The following is a 19,527-nucleotide window of genomic DNA, read 5'->3' on the forward strand; positions in this document are numbered from 1 at the left end:
AAACCCCACATCCAGACTAGTTCATGATGAACCTTATTTTACAGCCTTGATCTTTTCAACCCAAATACGACCTTGCTCATCGAGCTGATCTTGGTATAGGGGGGCCATTGCAGCTGCAAACTCAGCCTGGTCGTTGATCGTGTTGATCTGGCAACCGGCAGCGCGGACCTTTGCCTCTGAGGTCTTCTCAAATTCAGCCCAAGCTGCAATCTCAACAGCCTGAGAATCCATGGCAGCCTTCTTGATGAGGGCCTGGTCGTCGGTTGAGAGCTTATCCATATTAATTTTGGAAGCAACAATCATCTCAGGGACCCTGGTGTGCTGGTCGATCGAGTAGAACTTTGCCACCTCAAAATGGGCTGAAGTCGCATACGAGGGCCAATTGTTCTCGGCACCGTCGATAACACCGGTCTGCAATGCACTGTATACATCGCCATAGGCCAATGCTGTAGGAACTGCACCGAGAGATTTGATCATACCCATCATCAAAGAAGATTCCTGAACACGGATCTTCATGCCCTTGAGGTCGGCAACAGTGTAGATCGGTTTTTTGGTGTTGTAGAAGGAACGTGATCCAGCATCAACATATACCAAACCTAAAAAACCATCTTTCTCAACAGATTTAAGAAAATATTCACCGATTTCACCATTCAGAACATTCCAATAATGATTAGCATCCCTGTAGAGATATGGCATCTGCAGGATATCAAGTTCAGGGCTAAAGGAAGCAAGAGGACTAATCGAAGTTCTAGTAAAGTCAATTCCACCAAACTGAAGTTGTTCGATAACAGACTTTGCATCACCAAGCTGGGCACTAGGATACACCTCAATAGTAATTCGGCCGTTGGTCCTTTCCTTCACCAAGCGAGCAAATTCCTTGCATCCAACAACAGTTGGATAACCATCAGGCTGATTATCAGCAAGTCGCATGGTAATATTCTTCTGCACAGGTGCTTTTTCTTCCTGAGATCCGTTCGCAAACATAGGAACCATTGCCAGTGAAAGGACAAATAAACAAATCATAACCTTTTTTAACATTCTCTCTCTCCATTTTGATTTTTCCGAACCAGTTATAGAATAATGCCAGGGCGCCACAAAAGTGGCACCCAGTCCTCGCCCCCATCGAATTAAATCTTACCAGAATGCGCTTCTTCCATTTCTTCTTTGAATTTCCTGCATGCTAAAAGCAACGATTCCTGTTGCTTGAATATGGTAAAGTTTCCAGTAACATAGACCTCAACGCCCAACCGTGCACATTCTCTTGCATGGGAATAATCGATACCACCATCTACAGAAATTAAGAAATCCAATCCTCTTGCTTCTCGCAACAGGACCAACTCTTCGATTCTTTGCATACTACCTGACATAAATCTTTGTCCGGCGTAGCCAGGTTCAACGGTCATCACCACCACGTAGTCGACATAATCAAGCACAGGGATTACAGATGAAATGCTTTGGCTTGGATTGATTACTACCCCACCTTTCATCCCATTTTGGTGTATCAGGTCTAAAACCCTGCGACTAAAAGGGGTAGAATCCAGATGAAAACTTATATAGTCAGCTCGGTTTTCCTTGAGTTGGGGTATATACGCAATCGGATCAGTAACCATTAGATGTACATCAGCTTTAATCTCTGGATAATTTTCCTTCAGCTCCCCAACCAATTTGACCGGAAAACAAAGATTCGGGACATAATGACCATCCATGATATCGATATGAAACCAAGAAGCGCCTCCCTCTACAAGCTCATTGACTTGCCTTCCAAATTCTAAAAATTGACAGTTTGCCAACGAAGGTGAATTAATTATGGCCATGCATTCTACTCCAAACGATCACCATAGATTTGCTGTGTATGCAAATCCATGAAATTTCTATCTTCAGCGGTTTTTGAAACCATGCAATAAATATACCTAAGACCAGTTTTGGGACAGCCGACATTCGGGTGATATCCAGAGGGAATAGAGATAACATGACCTTCTTGAACCATTACAACAGAATCCTTCTGACCCATCTCGTCATAAACACATTGCAAGCCAAAACCGTCTTCCATATTGAAATAACAGTAGGTTTCTTCCCTTTTTTCACCATGTTCATGGGGAGGCCAGGCTGTCCAACCACCAAGATTTCCAAAACAAATTCCAACTAGAAACCGACTTGAATCAAATTTTTCATCTATACAATTCCAAACATCACGTTCTGTTCCACCACATGCTTTGCCATATCGGTTATGGCGACTATCTGCATCAACATCAGTAAACAAGATTGATGAGAATGAGGTTTTTCGAGAACAAGAAGCGCCGAATCTCATTACTACGGCATTTTCTGCAGCTAATAGAAGGGAATCATCAATAGGAAGATATAGAATATCGCAGAGTTGGACATTTCCCGTTTCATGTTGATGTTGATAGAACACATCTCCCTTGATAACCACAAGACAAAGTTCCTCGCTACCACTTTCTACAGAAATTTGACCCTTAATCTCAAGTCTTTGGACACTTGTATATTCAAGTCCGAGGTTACAGGGTTCCTGTTTTGTAAGTACTTCCTGAGGTAATAAATGATGTAACAATGTATGAACTCCTTATATGATTAATAGAAAGATTTTGTTTTTGGATGCCCTAAAAATGAAACAGAAAAATCTTAAGCTTTGCTTCCCCGGTCTTTCGTATTGCATGGACCGTATGTGCTGGAACTATCATCGAGAAACCTGCTGAAATTGCAAATTCTTCATCGGCCACGATCATGCTTCCCGTACCCTCAAGCACAAAGAATCCTTCGTTATCCTCGTGGATACCAAAGGGTAGAAATTCAGTGTTCTGAAATTCATTGACCATTGCTGAAAAACCTGTGATAGGAGAATTTTCTTCATCGAATACTATCTGGCTTATAGCGCCAGGAAAATTTTTAATCACCTTTGGTTCTCTATTCATCACATAACATTTTTTCATTACAAAACTCCCCCGGCTCAGGATAGCTCCTCATTAGAGTCACTTAGAAAGCCTCATTGGAGCCAATATACCATTGATCAAATCAAAGCGCAAGAAAAATAATAACCGTTTACCCTTATTTTTTATTACTTATTTAAGCTTTTTTTATATTTTCTTTACTTTTATAGTAATCGTTTACCCTTTCCAATAAATTTATTCCAACTTTTCCAATATTCTGATACTATCAGTTTGTAAGGAATAAACCCAAATGCGATCCACACTCAATGATATTGCCCAAAAGGCAAATGTTTCAAAAGTCACAGTCCATAAAGCTCTTCATGGGAAACCAGGAGTCAGTAAAGAAACCCGTAATCGAATTTTGAAAATTGTTAGTGAAATGGATTATTCCATCAACCCAATGGCTTCATCTCTGAAGAGAGAAACTTTGAAAATCGCATTGGTATACCCAGAACTAGAACCAGAGATGAATTTCTTTTTCAGGCAAATCAAGCAGGGAGTTGATGATGCCGAAAGAAAATTACTCGACTTCAATGTATCATTATTACGATATACCTGTGGTGAAACTTGGGAACAACAAGCTGAAATCCTCAAGCAGATAGCAAAAGAAAATCTGGTTGATGGCGTCGTAATCTATTGCTGGAATGATAAAGCCCTTAACCCGTATTTCGAAAATCTCGACAAACTCAATATACCTGTAGTGACTTTTCATTCGGATGCTATTAATTCTTGCAGAATTGCTTCTGTTACCGCTCCTGATGAGAAGACTGGCAATCTAGCTGCTGAATTTATGAGTCAAATAGAGCCAGATTCTGGACATATCCTTTTACTGAGTGGAAATACAACGCAAAAGGTTCTTCGTGACAATTCTCTTGGCTTCCATGCATATCTTCATGAGAATCGTCCAGATTTGAAAATAATTGAAATCGAGAATTTCCAAACCCTGGAAAATCTTTCCGAAACGATTCCGAAGCTAATGGAAGTTTTTGGAGATATAAAAGGAATTTATTGTACAAATGCTCGAAACAGCATTTCTCTCTGTACAATTATTGAAAACCTACACTTAACAAATATTAAAATCATCACTACCGACGTATTCCAAGAACTGAAGCCTTACATAGACAACGGAATTGTCAACGGGACAATCTGGCAAGACCCGATGCACCAAGCCTATGATGCAATTATGCTTATGTTTGATTTCCTAACAGCGCACCCTTTCACAAAAGGAGTGCTTACTGAGGTAAAAATTGGAATAGTAATGAAAAACAATTTTGATTGCTTCCTTACTTGATCTGACTAATTGCGAAGCAAGGTTTCATTCTCAACCATTCTATATGATTTTCTGAAACAACTGCTGAAAAACAAAAACAGTACAGGCTGTCACACCGAAAGGTGCAACAGCCTGTTTCCTATTTACATACGATGAAGAGTCAAGCCATCAGCGAAGGCAGGAACATGGTAACCTGCGGAACGAAGGTGACCAGCATCAGATCGGCAACCATCATCAGGTAGAAAGGCAGAACTGCCTTGGTAGCCTTCTCGATGGATATCTTGCCGATTGAGCAACCTACGAACAGCGCCGAGCCTACCGGGGGAGTCGTGAGACCGATGGCCAGGTTGAGAATCATCATGATACCGAACTGCACGGGGTCCATGCCCAGGTGCCCTACGATTACCGGATAGAGAATCGGGGTACAGATGATGATCAGCGGTGCCATATCCATGATACACCCGAGGACCAGCAGCATGAGGTTGATCATCAACAGCAAAAGAATCCTGTTGTCGGTTATCGTGAGCAGCCCGTTGGTAACTGACTGGGGGATGCGCAAAAACGCCATCAGGTACCCGAACGAACTTGCAGCGGCAATGAGGCTCATTACCATAGCCAAGGTCTTCAGGGAGTTGCGCAGAATCGATTTCATCTGCCTAAGCGGAATCTCCTTGTAGACGAAGAAGGTTATGAGGAACGAATACACTGCGGCAACAGCTGCCGACTCGGTCGCGGTGAACACGCCGGAGACGACCCCACCCATGATTATGATGATCGTGAACAGGCCCATAACCGCCTCACGGGCGATTTTAAGCGTTTTCTTCCAGCCGTAGGGCTGTTCCTTGGGATACTTTCTCAAATAGGCGATGATTCCTGTCGGGATCATCAGCAGAAGGCCGAGCCCCACACCGGGGATGACTCCGCCGAGGAACAGCTTCCCTACAGATACGCCGCCTCCGGCTGCCATTGCAAAGATAATCATGTTGTGGCTCGGGGGAATGAGGATTCCCTCGCAGGCACTGGTGACCGTAACGGCAACGGCAAAATCCTCGTCATATCCGTCGTCGACCATCATGGGGATGAGCATGGCACCGATTGACGATACATCAGCTACTGCAGACCCAGAGATGCCACCGAAGAACATCGAGGCAAGGATGTTTACCTGGGCCAGACCACCACGGAAACGTCCGATGAGGGCATTGGCGAACCCGACGAGCCTACGGGAGATACCGCCCTGGCTCATGATCTCGCCTGAGAGGATGAAAAACGGGATTGCAAGCAGGGAGAAGGAGTTTACTCCGCTTACCAGCCTCTGCACGATGGACATCATCGGGATATGCAAGAACATAGCCGTGAACACCGAGGAGAGGAAGAGGGAGAAGGTGATGGGGAACTTCATGATGAGCATGAAAACAAATGAACCGAGGAGAATGAATGAAGCCATACTTGTATTCATCTGGAATCGCCTCCCTTGAACTTGCAAAAGTCTTCATATACGTGGATAAGGGAATAGGCAACGATGAATACTCCCGAGACAGGCAGGACCAGATAGTTCACCGCATTGGATATATGGGTGGCAGGAAGGAACGACTTGGCGCCATTCACTGTCAGCTTCCAGCCGTAGTAGAACATGATGACCCCTATCAGGATTTCAAGGACATCCTTTGCTGTGTCGAGGGTAAGGAAAAATTTCACGGGCAATTTTTTTGGCAATATGGATACGTTGATGTGGAGGTTCTCCTTGACGCCGAGGGCCATGGCGATAAACGTAAACCAGATGACGATAACCAGGGAAATCTCTTCGGACCAATGGATTCCAGATTTGAACCCGTATCGCAGTACGACATTGAAAAATACGATGACAACCATCGCAAGCAACAACACCATGGCCAGTTTGAGAACCCAATCAAATACGGAGTCAAGAATCTTCTTGAACTGCTCCATGGGATACCTCCAAAAGGATATATATCAAAAAGCGTGGGGTTCCAAAGGAAACCCCACATCCAGTCTAGTTCGTGAAGAACCTTATTTTACAGCCTTGATCTTGGCTACCCATGCCTGCTGGTCAGCATTGAGCTGGCTCTGATACAGGGGGGCCATGGCAGCTGCAAACTCAGCCTGGTCGTTGATCGTGTTGATCTGGCAACCGGCAGCGCGGACTTTTGCCTCGGACTTTTTCTCGTACTCGGCCCATGCGGCTACTTCAACAGCCTGGGACTCTTTGGCAGCCTTCTTGATGAGGGCCTGGTCGTCAGCAGAGAGCTTGTCCATGGAAATCTTGGAAGCAATGATCATCTCAGGGACCCTGGTGTGCTGGTCGATCGAGTAGAACTTTGCAACTTCGTAGTGTGAGGAAGAATCGTAGGAAGGCCAGTTGTTTTCAGCACCGTCGATAACGCCGGTCTGCAATGCACTGTATACATCACCATAGGACATCGGGGTAGGAACAGCACCGAGAGCCTGTACAAGACCCATCATCAATGCAGATTCCTGAACACGGATCTTCATGCCCTTGAGGTCGGCAACCGTGTAGATCGGTTTTTTGGTGTTGTAGAAGGAACGAGCACCTGAATCGTAATATACGAGACCGACAAAACCCTTGTCACTCATTGAATCGAGGAAATACTGACCAATTTCGCCATTGAGTACTTTCCACATGTGATCAGCGTCCCTGTAGAGGTACGGCATCTGCAGTGCGTTGAGCAAGGGCTGGAAAGAAGCAAGGGGGGAAATGGAGACACGGGTGAAGTCGATGCCACCGAACTGAACCTGCTCGATTGCGCTCTTCTCGTCAGCGAGCTGAGCCTGGGGATATACTTCTACCTTGATACGACCATTGGAATATTCACCGACAAGACGGGCAAAGGCTTCGTCACCGAGAACGGTAGGATAGCCAAGAGGCTGGTTATCAGCCAAGCGGAGAACGACCTGCTTGGGAGCAGCAGTACCCTCAGATTGACCGGCTGCAAAAACCGGTGCAACGAGAAGGGAAAGTAACATTACAGCTAACAGAACTTTTTTCATGAGTTCCTCCTTAAGGAACGAGATATTGGATTTATGAATAGTATGGGGGATGCTTTTTGCTATTTGAAGCCAGAAAAAAAGGATAATTTGCCCAATTTTCTTCCTATTGTACTACTGTATTTAGCAAAACCCGGTCATACGATAGCCAATACAAAAAAGGCCCTTTCCTAATAGATGCTACTGTTTTCTATGGGTTTCTTATCAGACATGCATTGCATATTTGCCTTACATCCCCTTATCCTTGCAAAGCCGTGTTATACTTACATGAAATGAAAGCTGTGGAAAAACCAATAAAGAAAAAACAACCAGGAACGCTGAGAAGCTGGTTGCTTTCCTATAACCTGGCAATGCTGTGTGTAATTCTGATATTCGTCATCATCCTTTTCAGTTCAATATTCTCGCTTCTTGGGAATATGCAAAGCAGGACAAACCAATATCAGGCAATAAATGTCCTGACAACCCAGCTTATTGAAAGCAGAGACCTGTATCATAGGTATGGGAATGCCCCTGACAAGCAGTCACGTGAAGAAATCCTCTCTGACTATACGATACTCAACAGGGAAATTGCCATTTCCCTCCAGCGCCTGAAAGTTTCCTATGAGGAAAACCCCAAGCTCTATTTCCTATATAAAGGCATCGACAACGGACTCGATTTCATCAAGCTTTCGCTCGACCAGATGGAAGGCCTCGACCCTAACACACAGACAAAAGAATACTTCAGCATCTATTATTCAGGAGACAAGGTTTATCCCTACCTACAGGATTATGCTTTCAACAAGTATTTGTCCTATGAAGTTGAGGCCGATGCCACCTGGATGGCAGAAGCCCAGAGCAGGGTTTCACAGTATCGAACGTTTTCGGTTTTCCTATTCGTCATCATCGCCCTGAGTTACAGCCTTCTCGTGTACAAGATGACCATGCGGCTGGTACGGCCGGTCAACACCATGGTAGAGACCGCAGACCAAATCTATCACGGTAATTTCGACGGTCCCCCCATTCCCCTTGACGGGCCGGAAGAACTGATCTATCTGGAACAGAACCTGAACCAGATGAAGCAAAGCCTGCGAGAACGCCTTGATATGATCGAACAGAATGCCCAGTTGGAGAAACTGGTCCATTCGCAGGAGCTCGAGCAGATGAGAACAACCAGAGAGTTGGAAAAAGCTCGTTACAAGGCCTTGCAGTCACAGATTAATCCTCATTTCTTGTTCAACACACTCAATATCATAAGCAGGACCGCCCTCTTTGAGGATGCAAATTCCACAGTCGACCTGATAGACAGCCTAGCCTCCATCTTCCGCTATACCCTTGAGTACCATGACGATGTATTGCTAAAAGATGAATTGGAATTTGTCAGACAATATCTGACCATCCAACAATTCCGATTCGGCGAGCGGCTGGAATTTTCCATTGATTGTCCGCTGGAATTCAATGACGTCAAGATTCCACCGTTAGTCATCCAGCCATTTGTAGAGAACGCTATGGTGCATGGGCTTGAACCAAAAGAGGAAGGCGGGAAAATTGAGGTAGCTGTCAAGAAGGAAGGGAGACGGCTGGTTATCTCCATTATCGACACCGGGGTGGGAATAGACTTGGCAAAACTGAATCTGCCAAAACCGAACGGAAAGCAACATATCGGGGTGAAGAATATCGGAGACCGTCTGAAACTCTACTATAAAGGAAAAGCAAACCTTGCAATTTCGCGAGTAAGTGAGGAAGGGGGCACTTCGGTAACGATTACCCTACCATATAGGATAAGGAGGGAAGCCTGATGTACACCTTGCTTATTGCCGATGATGAACGAATCGAATGTGATGCTATAGAACTGTTAGTCAACAGGGCAAAACTCCCTCTGGAATGCATCAAAGCAAAGAATGGCAGGGAAGCTGTCGAGTTGGCCCTCCAACATCAACCAGATATTGCCTTTCTCGATATCAAGATGCCTGGGATGGATGGGATCGAGGCCGCAAAGCATATTCGCGAAAACAACCCTGAATGCCATATAATTTTCCTTACGGCCTGGAGTTCCTTTGAATTCGCCCAACAGGCTATTCGCCTCGGGGCAAGCGAATACCTGGTTAAACCGGTACAAAGAAAAGATGTCTACGACCTGCTCGATTCCCTTATTGAAAAACTTGATGAAAAAAAACTTGCCAAGGAACAGCATTCAGGGGAAATTCAGGAAGTATTGAATCTATTTTCCCGAGAATTCTTTGCAGCGTTGAAATTTGGCGAGTTACCCTTGGATTCGGTGAAATCCTATTTTGCCATGCAAGGCATTACCTCAGAACAAGGGGTAGCCTTGGTTATCGGTGGTATGGAAGAATCTGATGTCAAATCATTTTTCCAAAACAACCAGAAATTGCCAAAACTACAGCTTTGCTATTTCCCGGCTGTCGACCGTATTACCGTATTGGTTTTTACCAACCAGCCAGCCAAGATAATTGAGCAACTGGCAGGTTTCCAAAGCCTTGCCTACTCCAACATTGGCTCGGGGATGTTTTTTTCCGACCTTGCAGGAATCCCTCAATCTATCAGCACAGCCTCCATTTCTTACTCCCATGCCTACCGTCTCCATATGCGGTTCCAGCGTTTCATCGATATCCTCAAAATTCCCAAAGACAGTGTAAACCTTCAAGCCAGGACTGATGAAATGCTCCAGAACACTTTGGAAGGTGAATTAGGGAAAGCAAGGGAAATTGCCCATGAGATCATCGATATAATAAACACAAGCAATGATACTCCCCAGAAAGCAATGGATGAATTGTATGAAATCCTGGTTGTCTTCTGGTATGAGCTGAATAAGTCTATTCCCCTCTTGAATCTGGGAAAACCACAGAAGGGAGCAGTAATGGAACTGGAAATCTATCTCATGGATTTGCTCGACTCAACCTGCCAGGCAGTCCTGGAAGACAAACAAGACCGCTACAGCCGCGCATTCAAGATTGTAGACCAATACCTGCACGCCCATTACGAGCAACCCATTTCCATTGAGTTGACTTCCAAGATGGTCAATCTCAACCCAAAGTATTTCAGCCAGCTGTTCAAGACATATCTAGGTTCTCCGTTTGTCGAATACCTGACCAAAATACGTATGGAAAAAGCAAAGCAATTACTTGATGAGGGTACCTGGAATGTCAAAGAGGTGGCAGAGATGACAGGATTCTTAGACGGGAACTATTTTACCAGGGTCTTTCGTCAATATTATGGAATGGCGCCTTCGGTTTACAGGGAAGAGAAAGAAGAGAAGAAATAAGGGGCAGGTACGAAAGGTTTTTGCTAGCACAGTTTCTCTCGTATGAATATAGCCGACTCTGCTGCAAGGACATCAAGATCCGCATTCTCGACAAGCTCCCTCCAGACAGAAAGATCCTGGCCTACCTGACCTTTGGGGGTGATAAAAGATTCCTGTATCAGGGGACCTTCATAGAAAATATCATCCAAGGCCTTTTTGATTCCGCTCCAGGGTTGTCTCCCAATTCCCACTGGTTTCCTGTTTGTCTCTCCCAGGTGAAACCCATGGAGATACAGACCTGCCATGCGAATTGCATTTTCCAGGGAATCTTCCTCAATATTCATATGAAAAGTATCAAGAAGGATGCCACAATTGGGATGATTGACTGCTCGGATATATGCAAGTCCCTCGGCACAGGTATTTAGCAGAAACTGCTCATATCTGTTTACTACCTCCACATTCAGCATCACATCATTGTCCTCGGCAACACTCATCAACGAGCGCATGCTTGCAACGCTTTGATCAAAATACCAACGTTTGTCCTCGCCTTTGGCAAGTCTGCCTGGCCAACTGGCATAGATAACACCACCGATATCCCCACCCCCCATGGAACCGACCGCTTTGATCATCTGGGTCATGAAGGCAACCCCTGACCTCCTAATATTCTCATCAAGGGAAGAAATATCGAATTGCGGGGAAAGGCCAAGCCCGTAAGACAGGTTGACTTGCTTATCCTTTGCCTCTAAGGCAAGCCGGCTTCGTCCCCAGGGGCTCATGATTGCAACGGTGCTCCCATTGACTTCCAGCTGGTCATACCCCAATTCTTTTGCTTTTGCTATGAACGGTACGAAATCGACATCCCAATCCTGAACCCAGTATGCATAATTGATCCCGATTGATCTCATTGCCATAAGCTCCTTGCCAATTGTTCATCTATTTCAACTAAATAATAACACCATTTCTTTGCAATACAATGACAAAGGACCTTCCAACCTACATTCTGAAGAAAAAATACCTACCAAATCCTTCTTTCCCAAAAACAAAGAAGTGCTGGGTTTGACACCCTATAACTGACGTAGTTCTTCGTAAGACAACCTTCGTACGAGCGTATCATGAAGCAATCAGTAGGTAGGAAAAGCTACCTTGCATATCCTGACTATCGTACTACCCCAAACACGGGCGCTCACCCATGAAGGGACTTACTGGGCCTCAAGTATCTCCTGACTGAAAGCAGGAAACGCTTCCGTATGCCAAATCCAAGCAATATATCCTCACCTACTTGGCAACTCCAGCACCCCTAGATAGTAACAAGACCTTCAAGGCAACCGGTGGTTTTTTGGCCGGGACCTTGGCCTTCCCAATTAAAACCGGTCAAGTTCCTCTCTATTGTGCTATCCCTTCACAGCACCCATAGTCAGGCCTTTGACTACATACTTCTGGAAGAACATGGTCAACAGAATGGCAGGAGCCATAATCGTAACGGCAGCTGCCATCACAGCCCCCCAGTCAACCTCGACATAAGAAAGAAAGTTATAGACAGCAATAGGAAGAGTCCTTGTCTTCTGTTGGCTTAATACCTGGCTGAACATAAAGTTATTCCAGCTGAAAATAAAGCTTAGCGTAATCGCAGTGACAATTCCCGGACCGGACAGGGGCAGGATAATCTTCAAAAAAGCACGTTGCCTGGTCAATCCATCTACCATGGAAGCCTCTTCCAGTTCGATAGGTACGGAATCAAAATAGGGAGACATCACCCATACGATCAAGGGAAGCGCAATAAGGATATGTGAAAGGATCAAGGCGATATACGAATCCATAAGATGGAGCCTGGAAAAGACAATATACCAAGGCATCAGAAATGAAATCCCTGGCATCAAACGTGCAACCAGGATAAACATAGACAGTTTTTTCTGTTTATACCTAGCAATCGAATAGGCAGCAGGAAGCCCTAGCAAAAGAGAAAAAACCACACTGGACACCGAGACAATCACTGAATTTCGCATGTAATGAATAAAATCCTGTTCTATGAATACCCTTTTGAAATTCTGCATCGTAGGGTGAAAAATAAACTTTGGAGGCCAGGAAATTATATCGACTTGGGTCTTAAAGGAACTCATCAACATCCAGATAAAAGGGAAAATAATCGGGATAACGATACCAACGACCAACAAGGGGAATAAAATACGAAAGGATATAGATTTTTTCATGGTTTTCCCCTCTACTGTTCAAAGATTTTTCGTAGTTTCATTACCAGCAAGCTGAATAACAAAACAATGAAGAACAGGAACACCAGCATGACCGCACTTTGTCCCATCCTGAAATATTCGAAACTATATTTGAAGGCAAGTATATTAAGGTTTTCCGAAGCATATCCTGGACCACCGCCGGTCATTGCATAGATAATATCATACGTTTTCAATGCGTCGATCGCCCTAAGGATTACCGCGGTCAAAATGGTAGGCATCAGCATGGGAAGCGTTATCCTGAAGAGTACCTGTCGGCTATTCGCCCCATCTACCATCGCAGACTCATACGGTTCTGAGGAAAGGCCGGCAAGTCCGGCAAGTACAATTATTGCAATCATAGGAGTCCATTGCCATATATCGACAAGGATCAAGGAAGGCATAACGGTACTGGTTTCAGATACCCAGCCACTCTGGGGCAACCCGAACTTACTCAATACAAAATTCAAGATTCCAATGGTAGGGTCATAGAAAAGGTTCCAGACAATACCGATAGCCACCGGCGTTGCAACCAGGGGAAGCAACAAAATAGTCTTAACCACTCCTTTTCCGGCAAAAGAACGGTTGAGGATAAGGGCAAGGACAGTCCCGAGAAAAGTCTCGAAGGCAACGGCTCCAAAGGTAAAATAGAAGGTTCTACCCAGAGCATCCAGAAAGCGAGGTTCCTTGACCACGGAAAAAAAGCTCTCAAGGCCAACTAGCTGTAAGGGCTTACCACTGGTTAACGTCCAATCCGTAAAACTTAAAAAAAGTGTATAACAGACAGGAAACAGCATAAGAACCACTACAAACAAAACAGCAGGAAGAGGAAAAAGATATTTTAGATTCTTTTCAAAAAAACCTTTTCGAACCATCGAGAAACTCCTTTTACTACAGATGGCCGACCGTTTTTCCCGGTCGGCCTTTCCTAATTCGAACAGGTATTATTTCCCGAATTCTCCATCGTTCTTCAATAAATCGTCTACAGCTTTAACCTTTTCGGCAGCCATTGCAGGAATCTTTGAAGAAGTACCCTTTGTGTTGATGGATTCAATGATGATTTCCCCGATAAGATCCCTAGCCTGACCTACTGAGCTCATGAACGGGCGATCAAACGGATAGCCATTCTGCGCTGCATGAGCCTGGGTTTCCACCAGACCTGGATTCATGACTGCGCGGACATCAGCATCCTTCCAAACCGAATTCCTCGCCATGGTAATATTGGAAAGCATACCTTCTTTGGCGAGAGCGGAACTTGTTGCCCAATTCAGGAACTTCTCTGCTGCTTCCTGATTCTTGGTCTTTGAAGAAATCGACATACCCCATGACACTACAGTAAACGGGGAATCGGCCTTCGGCCCTCTCGGCAACTTGGCAATTCCAATATTTTCCGGGGCAATCTGCGTCTTGGTCGGATCGATTATCTGCCCATAGAATACAGATGCATCTGTCCACATGGCAGCTTTCCCAGCCTGGAATACTGGCATGATATTTTCCCAGGACATGCTGGTCACACCCTGAGGTCCATAATTACCAAGCAGGGAACCGTAATACCTGATGGCCTCAATGGCTTCAGGGCTATCAAAAACCGCTTCACCATTTTCAAGGTATCTGCCACCGAAGTTATACACATAGCTGGAAAGCTGGGTAACAGCCGAAGCACCTTTACCACGGGAAGCAAATCCGGCAACGCCGTCTCTATTCATGGCAGCAGCGGCCTTTTCAAGTTCTTCAAACGTAGTCGGAACGGTGAGTCCAGCCTTCTTGAGCAAATCTTTTCTGTAATACAGAACCTGCCATTCGGTTACCAGAGGAACAATATAAGCTTTCCCTGCTTTTTTACCGATATCAACCGAATTGCTGGGATAGTCAGAGAAATCATAGGTATCAAGGCTCTTGTACCAGCCATTCTTGATGAACATCAACCCTTCTTGGAGGGGACGTGTCATAAACACATCAACAGTCGAGGAATTGGTTGCAAACTCTGTGGTCAGCTTCTGGGTAAGCTGGCTCTCCTGCAGGCTCTCAAGATTTACTTTGATTCCTGTCTGGGCTTCAAATTCTGGAATCTTTTTCTTTAGCAATTCCCCATAGGGGTGGTTTGCAAGCAAAACCCGTATTTCCTGCTGGGGTTTCTGTTCTGCTGTTCCTTGGGCAAAGAGAGGGAGCCCCAAGAAAATCAGCCCGAGCAAAATCACACACAATGTCCTTTTTGTCATAATTCAATCTCCTTTTGCACAGTCATACATCAATCCTTTTGATTAATTATAACGGGATTTGATTAACTGTAAAGAAAAAATGAATATATTTTCCTATTTACATGAATATTTATTTCATACTATACTGGTGTAACAATCGTACTAGGGAGTGCCCATGACTGAAGTCAGCGCAATCTATACCATAAAGAACAAGTATGCCAGTCTCAGTGCCAAAGAACGGAAGATCGCTGATTTCATTCTGGAACATCCTTTGGATTCGGTAAATCCAAGCATCGAGGAATTGGCCGACAGTATCGGCATCAGCGAATCCACCATGGTACGCTTTGCAAAAAAACTCGGATATAGCGGATATCAGCGCTTTCGGATAGCGCTGGCAAGGGAAACAGTACCCTCCAATGCACAGGTTTTCGAAACGGAAGTCAATGACAGCGAGGATGTCATCGATACCGTATTCCGCAATGCACAGAAAACCTGCGAGGCTACCTACCGGAACATTGACCGTGATGCATTGAAAAAAGCAGCAAATATGATTGTCTCCTGTGAGAAACTCTATATTGCCGGCTTAGGCGGATCAAACATTATTGCCCAGGATGCCTATCATAAGTTCATCAGAACCGGCATATCCTGCAACTATAACAGTGAATATCATATGCAGCTCATGCTTGCTTCCCAGGCAAGGAAGCAAGATGTTGCCTTCATAATTTCCAATACCGGGGTGAATACGGATACGCTGGCTTTGGCTGAAGAATATCGAAACAATGGTTGTCCCATCATTGTACTCACAAGCAACAGCAGGTCCCCACTTGCCCGAATGGGAAATACGGTTCTCAATGTTACCCTCAGTGCAAATTCCATGGTTGCAGAATCTTTTTCTGCCCGAACGGTCTCAATGGTAATCATAGATGTTTTATATGTGGAAATTCTGGAACAGTTGAAAGACCAGGGAATAGAAAACCTGAATAACATGCGCAGTGTAATAGCACGCAGACGTATCTGACAGAGGAGAGAAAATGAAATCATCAATTGGCTTGATCGGTCTGGCTGTAATGGGGGAAAACCTGGTCCTCAACCTGGAAAGCAAAGGATATAGTGTTGCAGTGTATAACAGGACAACCTCCAAGGTCGATTCCTTCATACAAGGCAGAGCCAAAGGCAAACATATTACGGGTACCTATAGTCTGGAAGAACTGGTAGAAAACCTTGAAAGCCCCAGAAAGGTGATGATGATGGTGAAAGCCGGGGAAGCTGTCGACAAAACCATCGAGGCCTTGATCCCGCTTCTCGACAAGGGAGATATCATCATAGACGGGGGAAACTCCAATTATGAAGATACCGGACGGAGACTCAAATATGTCGAAAGCAAACAATTGCTCTATATTGGAACCGGTGTATCGGGGGGCGAGGAAGGGGCATTGAAAGGTCCCTCCATAATGCCCGGAGGTTCACCGGAGGCTTGGCCTCTGGTCAAACCGATATTCCAAGCCATATCAGCAAAGGTTGGGGAGGTCCCCTGTTGTGATTGGATTGGGAAAGGCGGAGCCGGACACTTTGTAAAAATGGTCCATAATGGCATCGAATATGGCGATATGGAGCTCATATGCGAAATCTATGACATTATGCGTAAGCTTTTACAATTAGACCCAAAAAAAATGGAACAGGTTTTTTCAGAGTGGAACAAAAGCGTCCTCGATTCCTACCTGATTGAAATCACCAAGGATATCATGGCCTTTATGGATGAAGACGGCACCCCGCTTGTAGACCATATCCTCGATTCTGCAGGACAGAAGGGAACCGGGAAATGGACAGGCATCGAGGCACTCAAGGCAGGAGTTCCCCTTACCTTGATCGTGGAGTCGGTCTTCGCGCGCAGTGTGAGCAGCCAGAGAGAGGAACGTCTGGTTGCCAGCAAGGTTTTCCCAGCCACTGCCATCACCCCGGTAGAAGATCAACAGACTTTCATTACCATGCTCGAGAAAGCCCTCTACGCTGCAAAGATCATTTCCTATGCCCAGGGGTTTGCACTTATAAAGAGTGCCGGCGAAACAAACGACTGGGATCTAGACCTTGGCAATATTGCGCTTTTATGGCGTGGAGGATGCATTATCCGCTCTGCTTTCCTTGATAAAATCAGCAAAGCCTTTATGAGCAAAAAAGATCTCCCGAATTTGATCCTTGACCCCTATTTCTTAAAAATCCTAATGGAAAACCAGGAAAGCCTGCGAAAGGTTGTCGCAACGGCAATTTTGAATGGCATCCCCACTCCTTCTCTCTCTGCAGCCTTGTCCTGGTTTGATAGTTACAGGTGCGATAACCTTCCTGCAAATCTGCTCCAGGCACAACGTGATTATTTTGGGGCACATACATATGAAAGGATTGATAAAAAGAGAGGGGAATTCTTCCACACCAACTGGACCGGACATGGGGGCGAGACCGTTTCTACCACGTATAGCATCTAGGAGATTGATAATGGCAACACTACAGATTCGAAAGAAAAGTTCCCAGGCCTTTGATTTCATCTCACTCGGGGCTTTGGTCATCAGACTCGACCCGGGCATTGTTCCTTTTGCCTATGCAAACGATTTTACGGTACACGTTTCAGGTGGGGAATATAATGTCTCGGCAAACCTTTCCCAGGCCTTCAGCCAGAAATGTGGTATTGCCTCGGCTATGGTGGATTATCCCATCGGAATGAAAATCGAGAACGAAGTACGAAAGATGGGAGTATTTGGATTTTACAAGCGATATGCACATGACGGGGTACGTGGGCCCAACATGGCCCAGGTATACAGTGACCGGGGCCAAGGGCTGAGGGCACCGGTAGTTTTCTACAATAGAGCCAATGAGGCGGCGGCGTTACTCGATGCAAAGAGTTTTGACTGGGACGAGATTTTCGCCCCGGGTATACGCTGGTTCCATAGCGGGGGAATTTTCAGCGCCCTTTCTCCGAATATCCCAGAACTCATCATCGATGCAATGAAAAAAGCAAAGGAAAAAGGGGCTATCGTTTCCTTTGACCTGAATTATAGGGCAAAACTCTGGAACTCCATAGCAAAAAAGGGAGAGGTTCCCCAACAAGTCGCTGTGAAAATTCTTTCCTCCATAGTCGAGAATGTTGATGTATTGATAGGAAATGAGGAAGACTTGCAGATGGGACTGGGCCTGAGAGGCCCTGAAGTCACTTCGCAGGGAAAACTTGACCCCTCCTCTTTCTATGCCATGATGGAGACTGTCTCCAGGCGGTTTCCGAATATTAAGGCGGTGGCAACCACCATGCGGGAAGTAAAGTCAACAAATCGCCATGACTGGAGCGCAGTGCTCTGGTATGACGGGCAAGGATACCAAGCTCCCACCTGTACTTTAGATGTCTACGATAGAGTTGGCGGAGGTGATGGCTTTGCAGCTGGCCTGATCTATGGTTTTCTACAAGGGAAAACCCCACAGGAGGCCCTCAACCTAGGTTGGGCTCACGGGGCTTTGCTGACCTCCTTCCCTGGAGACACAACCATGGCGACACTCAGCCAAGTCGAAGCCTTGACCAATGGCCCTAATGCAAGAATTCAGAGGTAATCATGAAAGCACTGGTGATGACCGAATACAAGAAACTCACTTTTCTGGACGTACCGACCCCGGTTTTGGAGAAACCAAAGCAAGTTTTGGTACGGATAAAGGCAGCTTCCATCTGCGGAAGTGATATTCATGGGTTCGATGGTTCTACAGGAAGACGGAAGCCCCCGATTATCATGGGGCATGAGGCAAGCGGAATCATTGAGGCGGTAGGGGCCTCCGTGACTAGGTTCAAGATTGGGGATCGGGTTACCTTTGACTCTACCATCAATTGTGGCACCTGTTCTTTCTGCACAAGTGGTTTTCCAAACCTCTGTGACAACAGGAAGGTTCTTGGCGTTAGTTGCGATGAATACAAACAGGATGGAATCTTTGCAGAATATGCACTCATTGAAGAACACATACTCTACAAGATTCCAGATTCCCTGCCGTTTATCCAGGCTTCCCTAACCGAACCTGCAAGTGTGGCAGCCCATGCAATTGCCCGTAACCAACCGATTCTGGGAGAAGATGTCGCGGTGGTGGGAAGTGGCCTTATAGGGCTGTTGCTCATCAAGCTATTGCGACCCTTGGTCAGTGGCAGGATTTTTGTATTGGAAACAGATGGGTCAAGACGCGATATGGCTCTCAAATGCGGTGCCGATTTCGCTGTAGACCCCAGAGATGCAAATCTAGTCTCCTGGATTGCCGAGAAAACCGAAAGCCATATGGTCGACCGGGTGTTTGAAGCAGTCGGGGCCACCTCTTCAATCGGCAGCGCAATCGATATTACCCGTAAAGGGGGCACTGTCGTACTGGTAGGGAATATCAGTGCCAAAGTCGATATGCCACTGCAGAAAATAGTGACCCGTCAACTTACCCTGAGAGGCAGTTGCGCCATAAGTGGGGAATACCCTACTGTTATCAAGCTGATGGCATCAGGCAAGCTTGAGGTACAGGATTTAATCAGCAAGACAGCACCTCTTAGCGAAGGCCAGATTTGGTTTGACAAATTGTATAACAGAGAAGACAACCTATTGAAAGTCGTCCTACTACCCTAATAAAAGAA

The 19,527-nt window shown here is 45.5% G+C and carries 18 protein-coding genes; 7 read left to right on the forward strand and 11 right to left on the reverse strand.

Annotated elements, in window-relative coordinates; translation table 11 throughout:
* Positions 1 to 33: 33 nt before the first annotated feature.
* From SPIGRAPES_RS07075 to SPIGRAPES_RS16520, 4 genes are all read right to left on the reverse strand, one after another.
* Positions 34 to 1,038: a TRAP transporter substrate-binding protein gene (locus SPIGRAPES_RS07075; RefSeq protein ID WP_014270085.1), complete on the reverse strand. Its 1,005-nt coding sequence runs from the start codon at positions 1,036 to 1,038 to the stop codon at positions 34 to 36.
* 89 nt (positions 1,039 to 1,127) lie between these two features.
* Entirely contained in the window at positions 1,128 to 1,814 is a 687-nt protein-coding gene (locus SPIGRAPES_RS07080) for a ribulose-phosphate 3-epimerase (RefSeq protein ID WP_014270086.1), read from the reverse strand.
* Between the two features lie 5 nt (positions 1,815 to 1,819).
* Positions 1,820 to 2,569 (reverse strand): 5-deoxy-glucuronate isomerase, encoded by a 750-nt coding sequence (locus SPIGRAPES_RS16515; RefSeq protein WP_014270087.1) that lies wholly within the window; start codon positions 2,567 to 2,569, stop codon positions 1,820 to 1,822.
* A 49-nt stretch (positions 2,570 to 2,618) separates the two neighbouring features.
* Positions 2,619 to 2,948, reverse strand: coding sequence for a cupin domain-containing protein (locus SPIGRAPES_RS16520; protein WP_014270088.1), 330 nt, complete (start codon positions 2,946 to 2,948; stop codon positions 2,619 to 2,621).
* 247 nt (positions 2,949 to 3,195) lie between these two features.
* On the opposite strand from SPIGRAPES_RS16520, the gene SPIGRAPES_RS07095 reads away from it, so the two are divergent.
* Positions 3,196 to 4,236: a substrate-binding domain-containing protein gene (locus SPIGRAPES_RS07095; protein WP_014270089.1), complete on the forward strand. Its 1,041-nt coding sequence runs from the start codon at positions 3,196 to 3,198 to the stop codon at positions 4,234 to 4,236.
* Between the two features lie 139 nt (positions 4,237 to 4,375).
* Here the strand turns inward: SPIGRAPES_RS07095 and SPIGRAPES_RS07100 are convergent, their stop codons facing one another.
* The 3 genes from SPIGRAPES_RS07100 to SPIGRAPES_RS07110 all read right to left on the reverse strand — a co-directional run bounded on the left by SPIGRAPES_RS07100 (position 4,376) and on the right by SPIGRAPES_RS07110 (position 7,239).
* Complete coding sequence (locus tag SPIGRAPES_RS07100; protein ID WP_014270090.1) at positions 4,376 to 5,671, reverse strand: TRAP transporter large permease; 1,296 nt, start codon at positions 5,669 to 5,671, stop codon at positions 4,376 to 4,378.
* Positions 5,668 to 6,159 carry a TRAP transporter small permease gene (locus SPIGRAPES_RS07105; protein WP_014270084.1) on the reverse strand — a complete coding sequence of 164 codons (492 nt, stop codon included), beginning with the start codon at positions 6,157 to 6,159 and terminating at the stop codon, positions 5,668 to 5,670. The genes SPIGRAPES_RS07100 and SPIGRAPES_RS07105 overlap by 4 nt, the downstream gene beginning before the upstream one ends.
* 81 nt (positions 6,160 to 6,240) lie before the next feature.
* Positions 6,241 to 7,239 (reverse strand): TRAP transporter substrate-binding protein, encoded by a 999-nt coding sequence (locus SPIGRAPES_RS07110; RefSeq protein WP_014270091.1) that lies wholly within the window; start codon positions 7,237 to 7,239, stop codon positions 6,241 to 6,243.
* Positions 7,240 to 7,517: 278 nt separating this feature from the next.
* Here SPIGRAPES_RS07110 and SPIGRAPES_RS07115 point away from each other — a divergent pair, with 278 nt between their 5' ends.
* Positions 7,518 to 9,011, forward strand: a complete 1,494-nt coding sequence (locus tag SPIGRAPES_RS07115) for a sensor histidine kinase (protein ID WP_172635069.1) — start codon at positions 7,518 to 7,520, stop codon at positions 9,009 to 9,011.
* Entirely contained in the window at positions 9,011 to 10,495 is a 1,485-nt protein-coding gene (locus tag SPIGRAPES_RS07120) for a response regulator transcription factor (RefSeq protein WP_014270093.1), read from the forward strand. The genes SPIGRAPES_RS07115 and SPIGRAPES_RS07120 overlap by 1 nt, the downstream gene beginning before the upstream one ends.
* A gap of 23 nt (positions 10,496 to 10,518) precedes the next feature.
* Here SPIGRAPES_RS07120 and SPIGRAPES_RS07125 read toward each other — a convergent pair whose 3' ends face one another.
* The 4 genes from SPIGRAPES_RS07125 to SPIGRAPES_RS07140 form a co-directional block, all read right to left on the reverse strand.
* Positions 10,519 to 11,379: a D-psicose 3-epimerase gene (locus tag SPIGRAPES_RS07125; protein WP_014270094.1), complete on the reverse strand. Its 861-nt coding sequence runs from the start codon at positions 11,377 to 11,379 to the stop codon at positions 10,519 to 10,521.
* A gap of 486 nt (positions 11,380 to 11,865) precedes the next feature.
* Positions 11,866 to 12,681 carry a carbohydrate ABC transporter permease gene (locus SPIGRAPES_RS07130; RefSeq protein ID WP_014270095.1) on the reverse strand — a complete coding sequence of 272 codons (816 nt, stop codon included), beginning with the start codon at positions 12,679 to 12,681 and terminating at the stop codon, positions 11,866 to 11,868.
* 11 nt (positions 12,682 to 12,692) lie between these two features.
* Positions 12,693 to 13,571, reverse strand: coding sequence for a carbohydrate ABC transporter permease (locus tag SPIGRAPES_RS07135; RefSeq protein WP_014270096.1), 879 nt, complete (start codon positions 13,569 to 13,571; stop codon positions 12,693 to 12,695).
* A gap of 69 nt (positions 13,572 to 13,640) precedes the next feature.
* Positions 13,641 to 14,915, reverse strand: a complete 1,275-nt coding sequence (locus tag SPIGRAPES_RS07140) for an ABC transporter substrate-binding protein (protein ID WP_014270097.1) — start codon at positions 14,913 to 14,915, stop codon at positions 13,641 to 13,643.
* A 154-nt stretch (positions 14,916 to 15,069) separates the two neighbouring features.
* On the opposite strand from SPIGRAPES_RS07140, the gene SPIGRAPES_RS07145 reads away from it, so the two are divergent.
* The 4 genes from SPIGRAPES_RS07145 to SPIGRAPES_RS07160 are packed head-to-tail and all read left to right on the forward strand — an operon-like array spanning position 15,070 to position 19,519.
* Positions 15,070 to 15,912 carry a MurR/RpiR family transcriptional regulator gene (locus SPIGRAPES_RS07145; protein WP_014270098.1) on the forward strand — a complete coding sequence of 281 codons (843 nt, stop codon included), beginning with the start codon at positions 15,070 to 15,072 and terminating at the stop codon, positions 15,910 to 15,912.
* Positions 15,913 to 15,925: 13 nt separating this feature from the next.
* Positions 15,926 to 17,371, forward strand: a complete 1,446-nt coding sequence (gene gnd / locus SPIGRAPES_RS07150) for a decarboxylating NADP(+)-dependent phosphogluconate dehydrogenase (protein WP_014270099.1) — start codon at positions 15,926 to 15,928, stop codon at positions 17,369 to 17,371.
* A 10-nt stretch (positions 17,372 to 17,381) separates the two neighbouring features.
* Complete coding sequence (locus SPIGRAPES_RS07155; protein ID WP_014270100.1) at positions 17,382 to 18,482, forward strand: sugar kinase; 1,101 nt, start codon at positions 17,382 to 17,384, stop codon at positions 18,480 to 18,482.
* 2 nt (positions 18,483 to 18,484) lie between these two features.
* The gene (locus tag SPIGRAPES_RS07160) at positions 18,485 to 19,519 is read left to right on the forward strand and encodes a zinc-dependent alcohol dehydrogenase (RefSeq protein ID WP_014270101.1); all 1,035 of its coding nucleotides are present in this window, start codon (positions 18,485 to 18,487) and stop codon (positions 19,517 to 19,519) included.
* Positions 19,520 to 19,527 lie beyond the last annotated feature (8 nt).

Source organism: Sphaerochaeta pleomorpha str. Grapes (assembly GCF_000236685.1).
GTDB classification, from domain to species: Bacteria; Spirochaetota; Spirochaetia; order Sphaerochaetales; family Sphaerochaetaceae; genus Sphaerochaeta; species Sphaerochaeta pleomorpha.

What these genes read in the sequence shown, in the direction of transcription:
- SPIGRAPES_RS07075 (WP_014270085.1), bottom strand. Translation starts at nt 1,038, where the DNA reads ATGTTAAAAAAGGTTATGATTTGTTTATTTGTCCTTTCACTGGCAATG.
- SPIGRAPES_RS07080 (WP_014270086.1), bottom strand. Translation starts at nt 1,814, where the DNA reads ATGGCCATAATTAATTCACCTTCGTTGGCAAACTGTCAATTTTTAGAA.
- SPIGRAPES_RS16520 (WP_014270088.1), bottom strand. Translation starts at nt 2,948, where the DNA reads ATGAAAAAATGTTATGTGATGAATAGAGAACCAAAGGTGATTAAAAAT.
- SPIGRAPES_RS07095 (WP_014270089.1), top strand. Translation starts at nt 3,196, where the DNA reads ATGCGATCCACACTCAATGATATTGCCCAAAAGGCAAATGTTTCAAAA.
- SPIGRAPES_RS07100 (WP_014270090.1), bottom strand. Translation starts at nt 5,671, where the DNA reads ATGAATACAAGTATGGCTTCATTCATTCTCCTCGGTTCATTTGTTTTC.
- SPIGRAPES_RS07105 (WP_014270084.1), bottom strand. Translation starts at nt 6,159, where the DNA reads ATGGAGCAGTTCAAGAAGATTCTTGACTCCGTATTTGATTGGGTTCTC.
- SPIGRAPES_RS07110 (WP_014270091.1), bottom strand. Translation starts at nt 7,239, where the DNA reads ATGAAAAAAGTTCTGTTAGCTGTAATGTTACTTTCCCTTCTCGTTGCA.
- SPIGRAPES_RS07120 (WP_014270093.1), top strand. Translation starts at nt 9,011, where the DNA reads ATGTACACCTTGCTTATTGCCGATGATGAACGAATCGAATGTGATGCT.
- SPIGRAPES_RS07125 (WP_014270094.1), bottom strand. Translation starts at nt 11,379, where the DNA reads ATGAGATCAATCGGGATCAATTATGCATACTGGGTTCAGGATTGGGAT.
- SPIGRAPES_RS07130 (WP_014270095.1), bottom strand. Translation starts at nt 12,681, where the DNA reads ATGAAAAAATCTATATCCTTTCGTATTTTATTCCCCTTGTTGGTCGTT.
- SPIGRAPES_RS07135 (WP_014270096.1), bottom strand. Translation starts at nt 13,571, where the DNA reads ATGGTTCGAAAAGGTTTTTTTGAAAAGAATCTAAAATATCTTTTTCCT.
- SPIGRAPES_RS07140 (WP_014270097.1), bottom strand. Translation starts at nt 14,915, where the DNA reads ATGACAAAAAGGACATTGTGTGTGATTTTGCTCGGGCTGATTTTCTTG.
- SPIGRAPES_RS07145 (WP_014270098.1), top strand. Translation starts at nt 15,070, where the DNA reads ATGACTGAAGTCAGCGCAATCTATACCATAAAGAACAAGTATGCCAGT.
- gnd (WP_014270099.1), top strand. Translation starts at nt 15,926, where the DNA reads ATGAAATCATCAATTGGCTTGATCGGTCTGGCTGTAATGGGGGAAAAC.
- SPIGRAPES_RS07155 (WP_014270100.1), top strand. Translation starts at nt 17,382, where the DNA reads ATGGCAACACTACAGATTCGAAAGAAAAGTTCCCAGGCCTTTGATTTC.
- SPIGRAPES_RS07160 (WP_014270101.1), top strand. Translation starts at nt 18,485, where the DNA reads ATGAAAGCACTGGTGATGACCGAATACAAGAAACTCACTTTTCTGGAC.